Source organism: Micromonospora sp. KC721 (assembly GCF_004348355.1).
In the GTDB taxonomy this organism is placed as follows: Bacteria; Actinomycetota; Actinomycetes; order Mycobacteriales; family Micromonosporaceae; genus Micromonospora.
In genome coordinates, this window is the sequence record NZ_SMJY01000030.1 from 1 (window position 1) to 12046 (window position 12046).

The 12046-nt window shown below is 69.6% G+C and carries 9 protein-coding genes and 1 pseudogene; 4 read left to right on the plus strand and 6 right to left on the minus strand.

Translation table 11 applies throughout. The features are described from left to right. Both E1182_RS08035 and E1182_RS08040 read left to right on the plus strand, forming a co-directional pair. Positions 1-212 (plus strand): annotated as a pseudogene (locus tag E1182_RS08035) (ABC transporter permease); the annotation flags it as partial. Positions 213-246: 34 nt separating this feature from the next. Then, a complete protein-coding gene (locus E1182_RS08040) occupies positions 247-1515 on the plus strand; it encodes an alpha/beta hydrolase (protein ID WP_132262568.1) in 1269 nt (422 codons plus the stop codon). A gap of 56 nt (positions 1516-1571) precedes the next feature. On the opposite strand, the gene E1182_RS32020 is transcribed toward E1182_RS08040, so the two are convergent. The 6 genes from E1182_RS32020 to E1182_RS08070 form a co-directional block, all read right to left on the minus strand. Beyond that, positions 1572-3098: an RICIN domain-containing protein gene (locus tag E1182_RS32020; protein ID WP_132262571.1), complete on the minus strand. Its 1527-nt coding sequence runs from the start codon at positions 3096-3098 to the stop codon at positions 1572-1574. 256 nt (positions 3099-3354) lie between these two features. Next, positions 3355-4302 (minus strand): ion transporter, encoded by a 948-nt coding sequence (locus tag E1182_RS08050; RefSeq protein WP_243706096.1) that lies wholly within the window; start codon positions 4300-4302, stop codon positions 3355-3357. 202 nt (positions 4303-4504) lie between these two features. Next, entirely contained in the window at positions 4505-4849 is a 345-nt protein-coding gene (locus tag E1182_RS08055; RefSeq protein ID WP_165942549.1) for an STAS domain-containing protein, read from the minus strand. Beyond that, complete coding sequence (locus E1182_RS08060; protein ID WP_165942550.1) at positions 4846-7299, minus strand: SpoIIE family protein phosphatase; 2454 nt, start codon at positions 7297-7299, stop codon at positions 4846-4848. Before E1182_RS08060 ends, E1182_RS08055 begins: the two co-directional genes overlap by 4 nt. A 2-nt stretch (positions 7300-7301) precedes the next feature. Beyond that, on the minus strand, positions 7302-8102 hold the full coding sequence (locus E1182_RS08065) for an alpha/beta fold hydrolase (RefSeq protein WP_132262576.1): 801 nt from the start codon (positions 8100-8102) through the stop codon (positions 7302-7304). A 142-nt stretch (positions 8103-8244) separates the two neighbouring features. Beyond that, positions 8245-9720, minus strand: coding sequence for a cellulose binding domain-containing protein (locus E1182_RS08070; protein ID WP_243706097.1), 1476 nt, complete (start codon positions 9718-9720; stop codon positions 8245-8247). A 191-nt stretch (positions 9721-9911) separates the two neighbouring features. Here E1182_RS08070 and E1182_RS08075 point away from each other — a divergent pair, with 191 nt between their 5' ends. Continuing rightward, positions 9912-10646: an SDR family NAD(P)-dependent oxidoreductase gene (locus E1182_RS08075; RefSeq protein ID WP_132262578.1), complete on the plus strand. Its 735-nt coding sequence runs from the start codon at positions 9912-9914 to the stop codon at positions 10644-10646. Positions 10647-10677: 31 nt separating this feature from the next. Next, on the plus strand, positions 10678-12030 hold the full coding sequence (locus tag E1182_RS08080) for an NDP-hexose 2,3-dehydratase family protein (protein ID WP_132262581.1): 1353 nt from the start codon (positions 10678-10680) through the stop codon (positions 12028-12030). Positions 12031-12046: the final 16 nt, after the last annotated feature.

Below are 12046 nucleotides of genomic sequence, written 5' to 3' on the forward strand. Positions count from 1 at the left end.
CCGTGGCGGGGGTGGCCATGCACCGGGTGGTGGTGCCCGCGATGGGGCACGGCGCCGGCATCACCCTGCCCCCCGCCATCACCGACGTCTACCAGCCGACCGGGCTGCTGCTGCTCGGCCTCGGCGGCCCACTGATCGCCGTCGTGGGCGCACTCCTGCCCGCCGGCTGGGCCGCCCGAACCCGTACCGCCGTCGCCCTGCGCACCGAATAAGCGAACAGGACAGAACCACCGAGGAAGGACACCCATGATCACCCACATCACCCATCCGTTCCGGCGAACCGGCAACACCCGCCCGACGCGGCTGATCGTCACGGTGGCCGCGTTGAGCGTCGCCGCTCCGGTGGTGGCGCCGACCCCCGCGGCGCTCGCGAACACCGGTACGACGCCGAGCGGCGGTACGCGGTCGGCCCCGACCGCACCCGCCGCCGCACGCCCCTCGGCCAGCCCGTACGTGCCGGAGCCGACCGGTCCCCATCCGGTCGGGGCCACCGCACTGCACCTGAGGGACACCTCGCGCCACGATCCGTGGGTGGCCGAGGCGACGGCCAGAGAACTGATGGTGTCGCTGTGGTACCCGACGAGGTCGACGGGCAGGCTGCGGGCTCAGTACATGACGCCGATGGAGTCGGAACTGCTGCTCAGGGACGCCGGCATCACCAGCGTGCCGTACGACGTGCTCAGCAGGACGCGTACCAACGCCTCCACCGACTCCGCGCCGGCCGGACGGAAGCGGAGCCTGCCCCTGGTCGTGCTCTCGCCCGGTTTCACCAAACCCCGCAGCGTCCTGACCGGACTGGCCGAAGACCTGGCCAGCAACGGCTACGTCGTCGCCGCCGTCGAGCACACCTACGAGAGCGTCGGCACGAGCTTCCCCGACGGGCGGGTCACCACGTGCGTCGCGTGCCAGTCACCGGACAGAACCGAGGCGTTCTGGAAGAAGCTGACCCGAGGACGGGCCGCCGACGTCTCGTTCGTCATCGACCAACTGACCGGCACCCGCCGGAAGTGGAAGGGCGCCCCACTGATCGACCCGTCCCGGATCGCGATGGTCGGTCACTCCGCCGGCGGAGCCGGCACCCAGGCCGCCATGGTGGCGGACCCGCGCATCGACGCCGGGATCGACATCGACGGTCTCACCTACGACGACATCCCGGACAGCGGGCTGGCGCGACCGTTCCTGTTCCTGGGCCGGCAGGCGAACTTCACCCCCGGAATGCCCTCGGCTGCCCGGTGGGAGCGTGACTGGCCGCGCCTGACCCAGTGGAAGCGTTGGCTGGTGGTCGCCGGAACGGTACACGCCTCCTTCACCGACGTGGCCCTGCTCGCCGAACAGGTCGGCATCGGCAGCGGCGCCGACCTGCCCCCGATCCGCTCCATCGAGATCACCCGCGCCTACACCCGAGCGTTTCTCGACCTGCACCTGCGAAACCGGATCCAACCCGTGCTGGACGGGTCGTCGCCGCGCTACCCCGAGGTCATGTTCTGCGTGCCGGAGCGCAGAACCTGCCAGTAGTAGTAGCCAGCCTGGGGGCCGGTTCGACTCTGGACTGGTCCCCAGGCCCCACCCGTTCAGCCCCACCGTTGCAGGATGCGGTCGTACTCGGCCTGGGTGAGCGGCAGCACCGTGCCGTGGCGCGGGCGGCCGGGCAGGCTGTAGCCGGAGACCGCGCTCCACTGCCCGCTGCTGAGGTCGGTGGTGGTGAAGGGGATGTATCCCCGGCCGCCGTACTCGTCGATGAACAGGTACCACCGTTGTTCGGTGTTCGATTTGAACACCAGCGGCCCCTCGCCCTGCGACAGGGAACCCCGACCGATGCAGTCGCGCAGGAAGGAGTAGTTGCGGTTGAGGATCGTGGTCGACGTCTCCGCGAGGATGAACTTGCCGCACGCCGACTGGGAGGCGCTGCGCTCGTCCTTGGTGAACCGGTAGTACGTGCCGTTGTGCTTGATCATCGTGGAGTCGATGGTCGAGTAACCCTTGTCGACCCACACCTGCGGGGCGCTGAAGGTGCGGAAGTCGGTGGTGGTCGCGTACATCATCCGGTTGTAGGTGTTGCCGGTGTGGTTGGGGTCGTTGGTGGCGTAGAGCTTGGAGGCCCAGTAGACGACATACTGACCGAGGGTCTCGTCGAAGTACGCCTCCGGCGCCCAGGTGTTTCCAGCGGTGTCCGGCGAGACGCGCACCAGCCGTGGGGCGCTCCAGTTCACCAGGTCGGTGGACTCCCAGACCACGACCGACTTGCTGCCGGTGCGCTGCGCGGCGTCCCAGTTGCCGTTGCCGTAGATACGTAGGTCGGTGGCGATCTGGTAGAACCGGTCGCCCTGCGGTGAGCGGACGATGAACGGGTCGCGCACCCCCCGGGTGCCGACGGTGGAGGTCAACACCGGCCGGCCGCTGTTGAGCTGCCGCCAGCGGGTGGGGTCGTTGCCCTGGCTGAGGGCGAAGTACACCTGCTCGCCGTTGGCCGAGCCCTCGCCGAGCATGTAGCTGAACAGGTAGCCGGCGTAGCCGGGGGTCGGGGTGCCGCCGTCGACCCGCACCAGCTGCCACTGCTGGTTGGTGCCGCCGTTGTCGGTGTACTGCGAGATCCGCGCGCCGTCGGCGGTGGACCGCTCCCAGACGTCGAGTGCCCTGCCGCTGTTGCGGTTGACCAGCTTGACGTACCCGTTGGTGGTGTCCACGACCCGGAACTGCTGGCTGGCGCCCCCGTTGTCGGTGTTCTGCACGACGTCGGCGCCGTTCGCCGTGGAGCCGCCCGCCACACCGACGACCTTGCCGCTGTGTCGCGCGCGCAGCTTGTAGTAGCCGCCGCCGGCGTCGACGAACTGGAACTGCTGGCTGGTCCGGTCCGAGCGGGCCCACTGCTGTACGGTCGCGCCGTCGGCGCCCGACTGGCCGGCGACCTCGATCGCCTTGCCGCTGTGCCGCGCCACGACCTGGTAGTACGCCGACGGGTCGATCACCGCCGCGTGGGCGGCGGAGGGGACCGCGAGCGAGGCGGCACCAGCCACCAGCACCGCCCCGGCGAGGGCGACCGCACGGCGGAGGCGGAGCCGGTGGTCTCGGGAAGGGCGCCACCGCCGGGGTACGGTCATGTCTTTACTCCCCCTTGACGAAGCTGCCGTCGGGTACGGCCCAGTTCACGCCCCGGAACTGGCTGGTGTCCGCGCTGACCGGCGATGTGCCGACAGGGGCGCGACCGGCGCCAGGAGCAGGGTGCTGACAATGGTGACCAGGATGCGTCAGGTGTCGACGAGCGACGTCCGTGCCAGCATCCGCAGGCAGTATCACCCGCTACATATCGACGGTCAAGGATTCCGATGGCGGGCGGAGACCCGGAACCCGGCGCAGTCACTGCGGCGTGGATCGGTGCTGGTGGATCAGGCCGTGCCCGTCGTCGCGGTCGATGCGCAGTTCCCGCTCCAGTTCGGTGATGACCGCCCGCAGGTCGTCCAACCGTTGGCTGATCGCGATCCGGTCCACCTCGTCCGGCACCCCGTCGCCGTCCTCGTCGTAGTCCGGCGACAGCCGCTCGGTCATCTCCAGTCGCCGTGCCTCTTCCATCGAGTTGACGATGACGGCGATCAGGATGTTCAGCAGCAGGTTGACCGTGATCATTACGAAGCTGACGTAGTAGAGCAGCGTCCACGGTGACACGGCGATGCCCTGCTCGATTAGGTCCGGCAAGGTCTCCAGCGACAGCAGCACGAACAGCGTCAGCAGCGATCGGCCGATGTCGCCGTACTGCTCGGGATACCGCTCGTTGAAGATCAGCCAGCCGGCCATGCCGTAGACGTAGAGCGTGACGGCGGCCAGCGCGAGGAAGCCGCCGACGCCCGGCAGGCTTCGCCACAGCGCCGCCACGATGATGCGCAACCCCGGCGAGAACCGCACCAACCGCAGTACCCGGGCCACCCGTAGGAATCGCAGCACGGCGGAGTCACCGTGCAGCCCCGGGATGAAGATCGCCGCCGTCACGAGGAAGTCGAAGACGTTCCAGCCGTGCCGGAAGAAATCCTGCGGCCGACGGCCGTGGGCCAGCACACGGATCGCGATCTCCACGACGAAGGCCAGCCGGAACACCCACTCCGTCCACCGCAGCAACGGCCCCGCCGCGCCGAGGTTGGGGTACGTCTCGACTCCGAGCACGATCCCGTTGGCCATGATGAGCACGACGATGGCCACCTCGAACGGACGTGACCCGGTGATGTGGGCGCACCAGGCCGCCAGGCCAGGTGGTGGCTCGTCGCGACGAGGCGCGACGTCGTCGCGCTGCGCTGGCACCGAGCCGCGACTCACCGCGGTCGGATACCGGGACTGCCGGCGCTCGTCGGAGACAGGACCTCGCGAAAGAGCCGGGCATCCATGCGGACACCCTACGTCCCGCCGCGCGGGCCCGACCCCCGGGCGTTGCCTCCGGGCTGAGTGGACAATCGATGACGGGTGCAACGCTCCTCGTCGCCCCACGGCGCACGCCGCTGGCTGATTGCCGTCCGACGGCTCACCGGGTGAGTTCGGCGAGCGCCTCGTCCAGTGTCCCGGCGAGCAGGTCAGGGAGGAAGCCGATCAGGTCGAGGGTGCCCCGGACGGCACCGCCGTCCGGGGCGACAACCAGGACCGGTGCCTGGCGTGTGCGGAAGGCGGTCACCAGCTGGTCGAGGCACCGCAGGCCGGCACTGTCCAGGAAGGTCACCCCGGTCAGGTCGATCACCACACCGGCAGCGGCGCGGGTCGCGGTGAGCACGTCCCGCTCCACCAGCTCGGCGTTGCCGTGGTCGACCTCGCCGTGCAGGCGTACGACCGAGCAGCCTCGTTCGCCGTGCACGGTCACCCGTTCGTCAGTCACCTCGTCGTCCCTCTGAGCTGCCGTCGCATCAACACGTTCGTGCCCGTACCCCGGTCGATGACCAGGTCGTCCATCAGCCGTCCCATCAGCGCCAACCCACGCCCGCGATGGACGGTGGCCTGCGGGGCCCGCCAGCGGCCGGTGTCGGAGACCCGCAGGTCGAGAAGGCCCCCGTCGAGGGCCGCGGTCACGCTCACCACGCCTGACGGGTCGCCCTGGTAGCCGTGTTCGATGGCGTTGGCGACGGCCTCGGAGCAGGCCAGCACGATGCCGTACCGCTCGGTTTCGGGAACCTGGCAGGCCGCCAGCCAGTCGTCCAGCTCGGTCCGCAGCGGGCTGATCCGGGACATCCGGGCCGGCACGTCGGTGTGGAACCGCGGGGCGTCGTCGAAGGCCAGCGCCAGCAGGCAGGTGTCGTCGTGGCCACCCTCGCCGGCGAGCATCCCGTCGCTGATCTCCTGGGTCAACGACGCGATCGGGGCCGTCCGGCGGGCGTCCAGCGCCTCGGCGAGGCGGTCGAGACCCTGGTCGATACGTTCCCCACGCCGCTCCACCAGGCCGTCGGTGTAGAGCAGCAGTCGTGAGCCCCGCGGCAGGGTCAGCTCGGCCTCCCGGCGGGCCCGGCTGGCGGCGTGCGTGCCGAGCGGTCCGGAACGACCGTCCCACAGATACCGGGGGGTGGCGTCCGGCAGGAGCAGTAGCGGCGGTGGGTGACCGGCGCACGCGTACCGCAGCAGGCCGGTGTCCAGCGCCAGTTCGGCGTAGGCCAGCGTGGTCATCCGTCCCGCCTCCAGGGTGGCGACGAAGTCGTCCATGTGCCGCAGCACCGCCGCCGGGCCGCACCGCGCCTTCGCCAGCGCCCGGACGGCGCTGCGCAGTTGGCCCATCGCGCTGGCGGCCCGGATGCCCCGGCCCACCACGTCACCGACGACCACACCGACACTGTCGGCCGAGGTGGTGAACGCGTCGTACCAGTCACCGCCGACCTCCAGCCGGTCCTCCGCCGGGCGGTAGACGGTGGCCACGTGGAAGCGCGGGTCGGTGGGCCGCTCGCTGACCAGCAGGCTGCGCTGGAGGACGCGGGCAACCTCCCGGTCCTGCTCGGCCAGGCGGGCATTCTCCAGCGCCAACCCGGCCCGGTCGACGAGGGCGAGCAGGAAATCCTGCGGGAACGGGCCGGGTGCGGCCGGCGACCCGGCCAGCAGCAGGATGCCGATCACCGCGTTCCGGGCGCGCAGCGGGAGCACCAGCCCGGCCTGACCGTCCGCTCCCGCCAACGGCACCGGGAAGTTCTCTCCGGCCGCTCGCACGGTGGCACGTAACCCGTCGTCGATCGGCCACGGTCCGCCCGGTCCCTGGGAGACCACGTCGTCGGCGTACCCGGTTGCGCTGGTCGCGGACGGCGGGGGAGTGGTCGCCCCATCGGTGGCCTCCGCCAGGGTCAGGTCCACCTGCGCGTACTGCGCGATGTCGGGTACCAGCAGGCAGACCAGCCGCCGGGCCCGGTCAGCCGATCCCACCGCCTCGTCCAGGTCGCGACCCAGACGGGCGAGGAACGCCGTCTGCCAGGCGCGCCGCGCCGTCTCCTCGTGCAGTCGTACCCGCTCCAGCGCCTGCCCGGCCTGCCGACCGACGGTCCGCATCAGCTCCACCTCGTCCGCGGCCACCCGTCGGCCGGCGGAGAAGTCGAACGAGACCACGCCGAGCACCCGACCGTCGGCGACCAGCGGCGTCACCACGCGTCCGTCGGCGCTGACCACCTCGGCGGCGTGTACGGCACGCGCCTCGGGTCCTGGATCGTCGAGACCCACCGGCGGGCTGACCGGCCCGGTGGGACCGGTGACGGTGAGCACCGGTTCCTGCGGGTGCAGCAGCCACACCACGGTGTTGGTCGCCTCGAACGCCTCCGTCCCGGCGGTGGCGATCGGCGCGACGATGTCCTCGGCGCGGTCGATCGAGGCGCAGCACGCCACCATCTCCTGCAGCACCCGGATCCGATCCTCGTTGCGCTCCGCCCGGCGGCGCTCGCCGAGCAACTCCCGCTCGTACGAGCGGCGGTCGGTGGCGTCGAAGACGGTCATCCGCAGTACGGTCGACGCCGCGTCCGGATTCCGTCGCAGGACCACGTTCACGAGGGTGTCCAGCCGGCTGCCGTCGGCCCGCCGGAACTCGAGTGCGACGCCCCGCACCTCGCCCTGCATGTGCAGTAGCGGTCCCAGGTGCGTCTCGTGGAAGATCCGACCGCCGATCGTGTAGAAGTTCTGCACCCGGTGGCCCAACAGCTCAGCCCGTTGGTAACCCGTCCAGTCCAGAAAGGTCTGATTCACCCGGGCGACGGTGCCGTCGGGCAGCACCGACAGGTAGCCACAGGGCGCCCTCTCGTAGAGATCCTCCGCGCTCTCTTCGAGTAGCGGGATGAAGGTCTCGACCGGCTCAAGGGGATTGACCACGCTCAATAATTCCGTAGGAACGCGTGAATGGCGTCCGCGGTTTCCTCGGGGGCACTCAGGTTCGGGCAGTGACCCGTCGCCTTCAGCACGACGAGGGTGCTGTCGGGCAGGTGGCGGTGCACGTAGTCGCCGACCTCGTACGGGGCGATGATGTCGTCGGTGCACTGCAGGATCAGGGTCGGCGCGGTGACCTGCGGCAGATCCGTCCGGTTGTCGGAGAGGAACGTCACCCGCGCGAACTGCCGGGCGATGGCCGGATCGGTGCGGCAGAAGCTGTTCGTCAGTTCGGTGCCGAGTTCCGGTCGGTCCGGATTCCCCATGATGACCGGGGCCATGGCGGCCGACCAGCCCAGGTAGTTGCTGTCCAACGACTCCAACAGCTCGTCGATGTCGGCGCGGGTGAAGCCGCCGCGGTAGTCCTCGTCGTCGAGGTAGCGGGGCGAGGGGCCGACCAGCACCAGCCGGGAGAAGCGGCTCGGCTCGGCCGCCGCCGCGAGCACGCCGATCATCGCGCTGACCGAGTGGCCGACGAACACCACGTCCCACAGGTCCAGTTCGGCGAGGATTTCCACCACGTCCTCGGCGTAGCCCTGCAACGAGGCGTAGCGCTGCGGCCGGTATGCCGACAGGTCGGAGCCGCCCGAGCCCACGTGGTCGAAGAGCACCACCCGGTACTCGTCGACGAAGCGGTCCGTGACGAGGCGCCACATGTGCTGGTCACAGCCGAAGCCGTGGGCGAAGACGATGGTGGGATCCCCATCGCGGCCTAGCACCGTGACGTTGTTTCGGGCGACCGCGCTCACGATCGGCGACACTACCTGCGATCATGCCGGCCCGCCACCGGCCGCCGAGGTGGTCGGGCTCGGCACCTCGACCGGCCCATCCGCTTGCCGCGGCCGGATGCCGCGGCAAGCGGAACTGCGGGTCGGGTGCGGACCGCGCCGGCTACCAGCCCAGCGACAGGCTGCCGAGGTACGTGCCGAGCCGGTCGGCGATGAGCTGGTGGTCGCGGGTGGAGTAGTGCCAGTGGCAGCCGAGCAGGTCCAGACCGGTGCTGTCGAGGGCCCAGTAGCGGACCCGGTTGTCGCCCGCGTTGGTGCGCTCCTGAACCACCTGCTGGACGGAGCCCGCGAAGGGGCTGGCGCCGACGGCGACGATGGTCGTGGTGGCGCCGTAGCGGGTCCGCAGCTTCTGCAGGAAGGTGCTGTAGGCGGTGCGGTAGGCGGCGACGAGGCTCTCGGCTGTCCACGGCTCGCCGGGGTTCAGGGCGGTGGAGAAGTCGTTGGTGCCGAGGTAGACGACGACGAGTTGGGGCTTCCAGGTGCCGGGGCTCCACATGTCGCCGGGCACGTTCAGCAGCGCCCGGTCGTAGTAGGTGCGGTAGTCGGTGCCCGGGTCGCTGCCGTTGTAGTTGCGGACCATTCCTCTGCCGGAGAACGCGTTGATCTGGTAGTCGGCCGACAGCCGGCGGGCGACCAGGGCGCCATAGCTGACGTCGGTGTTGGTGGTGCGGTTCACCTGGTCGCCGGTGCAGTCGCGACTGGTCGACGTGTTGCCGTAGCCGGCCGTGAGTGAGTCGCCGATGAACTCGATCTGCCGGCTCCGGGGGGTCGGCCTGGCGAGGATCTCGCCGCCCGGGGCGGCGACGAACCCACCGAACTCGCTGGTGCTCCATGGGCTCTCGTTGCGCTTCACGAGGCGTACGGTGTGCTCGGTGTTGCTCAGGCCGGTGATCCACCGGGTGGTCTGACCGGGCGTCACGAGGGTGGCGACGGTCGCACCGTCGACCTGGACGGTGTAGTCGGCCGCCGAGTCGTTCAGCACGATTCCCACTCCGGTGCCCCGGACCCGGCCCTCGAAGTAGACGCCGGGCCAGCTGTACCGCACGGCGTCGCCGCTGGTCTTGACGCGGCCCGCGGTGTGCACCCGGGACAGCACCTCGCCGGGCGGTGGGCTCGTGGGGCCGCTCGACGGTGACGTGCTGGGTGACGGCGACGTCACCCCGCCGGTGCAGGTCGTTCCGTTGAGCGCGAAGCTGGCCGGGTCGGGGTTGCTGCCGCTCCAGGATCCGTTGAATCCGAAGCTGGTGCTGCCGTTGGTCGACAGGGAGCCGTTCCACGCCACGTTGCGTGCCGTCACCGCTGATCCGCTCTGGGTGAGATCGGTGTTCCACGCCTGTGTCACTCGCTGTCCGGCACCGAACGACCAGGTCAACGTCCAGTTCGTCACCGGATCGCCGAGGTTTTTGAGCGCTACGTTCGCCCCGAATCCGCCCGTCCACTGCGAGGTGACCGTGTACGTGACGGCGCAGCCCGCCGCTGCGGCGTGCGCGGCCACGGCGGCGGCGGTCGCCGTGCCGGCCAGCACGGCTGACGCGGTCACCGCGACGAGCACCCTGGTGCGGGATGGGTACATGGGCATGCGTTCTCCTCAAGGGCCGACTGTGATCGAAGTATCTCGATCTGAAGGGCTGCTGACAACACCTCGGTCACGCGACTCGAGGGATGCCCTGATCACCCGTCAGGCGCTCTCGACCGGTTCTCGATGCCAGCCCGACACCCTGCCCTCTGAGGCTGCCTCGTGGTCCGAGCGGTCGAGGGAGGAGCGTTGGCATGGACAAGCAGGTCGCACTCGTCACGGGCTCTTCGTCAGGAATCGGCGCGGCGATTGCCAGGCGCCTGGCGGCAGAGGGCATGCGGGTGGTCGTCAACTCGGCGCGTTCCGTCTCGGCAGGTGAGGAGTTGGCCGCCTCCCTGGACGGGGCCGCGTACGTCCGTGCGGACGTCTCGGTGCCCGAGGACGCGGAACGTCTCGTCGCCACGGCGCTCGAGACCTACGGCCGGCTCGACGTGCTGGTGAACAACGCGGGGACCACGCGGGTGATCCCGCACGGGGATCTCGGCGCGGCCACCGTCGAGGTGTGGCGTCACATCCTCGACGTCAACGTCCTCGGCGCCTGGCAGATGTCCACGGCCGCCGCCCGGCATCTGCGCGAGTCCGGCCACGGGTGCATCGTGAACATCTCGTCGGTGGCCGGCTCACGTCCGGTCGGCAGCTCCATCCCGTACGCGGTCAGCAAGGCGGCACTCGATCACATGACCCGCCTGCTCGCCAAGGCCCTCGGCCCCGAGATTCGGGTGAACGCGGTGGCGCCCGCGTTGACCGAGACGCCGTGGACCCGCGACGACCCGTTTTTCCAGAACATCGCGGAGAAGGTCCGCCAGGGAACGCCGCTGCGGCGGGTCGGTACCGCTGAGGACGTTGCCGAGGCGGTGATCGCGCTGCTGCGCGCGCGACACGTCACTGGTGCGGTGCTGCCCGTCGACGGTGGGGCGTACCTGGTCTGAGCCGGCTCGCCGGCGAAAAGGGGAGGCACAAGTGTTCCGCGACCTTTCGGAGTTCCACGAGTGGTTCGACAGCCGGGCGAAGGCGAACAGCTTTCGGGTCACCCCGACCGGGTTGGACGCCCTGCAAGGCTGGACGACCGACCCCGACACCGGAAACATCGCACACGCCAGCGGCCGGTTTTTCACCGTCGAAGGGCTGCGGGTGCGCACCAACTCGCGCCAGGTGACTGCCTGGGATCAGCCGATCATCATCCAGCCCGAGACTGGCATCCTCGGCATCCTGGTCAAAGACTTCGACGGGGTGCCGCACTTCCTCATGCAGGCCAAGATGGAGCCGGGCAACATCAACCTGCTGCAGCTCTCACCCACGGTGCAGGCCACCCGGAGCAACTACACGCGGGTACACCGTGGTAGTTCGGTGCCGTACCTGGAGTATTTCGTCGCGGCACGCCGGCACCAGGTGCTCTTCGATTCGCTTCAGTCCGAGCAGGGATCCTGGTTCCTGGGGAAGCGGAACCGGAACATGATTGTCTACGTCGACGAGGACGTTCCGGTCCGGGACGATTTCTGCTGGCTCTCGCTGCCCCAACTGCGCGAGCTGCTGTCGGTGGACAACCTGGTCAACATGGACAGCCGTACGGTGTTGTCCGGCATGCCGTCACCCAGGCGCGACGCGGGTCCGGGTCACACCGGTAACGCCGAGGGGTGGCATCCGATGAAGCGTGTGCTGAGCTGGTTTACCGAAGCGAAGTCCAACCACCGACTGGACCAGCAGCGGATCCCGTTGTCACAGGTAGCCGGCTGGCGTCTCCGGGACTCGGTGGTGGAGCACGATTCCGGCCACTTCTTCCGGATCATCGGAGTCAACGTGCAGGCGACCAACCGTGAGGTGCGTGAGTGGTCGCAGCCCATGCTCGCCCCCTGCGGTCGTGGGCTTGTCGCCTTCCTCGTCCGGGACATCGCGGGGGTCCGGCACGTGCTGGTCCGTGCGCTCAGCGAAGCCGGCACGCTGGACGTGGTCGAGCTGGCGCCGACCGTGCAGTGCACGCCCGACAACTACCGTGATCTTCCGACCGAACAGCGACCGCCGTTTCTGGACTATGCGCTCGCCGCTCCACCAGACCGCATCCGGCTCGATGTCGTGCATTCCGAGGAGGGTGGCCGGTTCTACCACGCCGAAACCCGCTATCTGGTGGTGGAAACCGCCGAGGACCTTCCGTACGAGGAGCCTGAAGGTCACCTGTGGGTCTCCGTGCCGCAGCTGGCCCAGCTCGTGCGGCACAGCAACTACCTGAATGTCTCGGCCCGCTCGCTGCTGTGTTGCCTACGCAGTGAGTCGTGGATGGACACGACGGTCAGTGCCGACCTGGTCGCGGCGTGGTGACGGAGCACGAGACAAG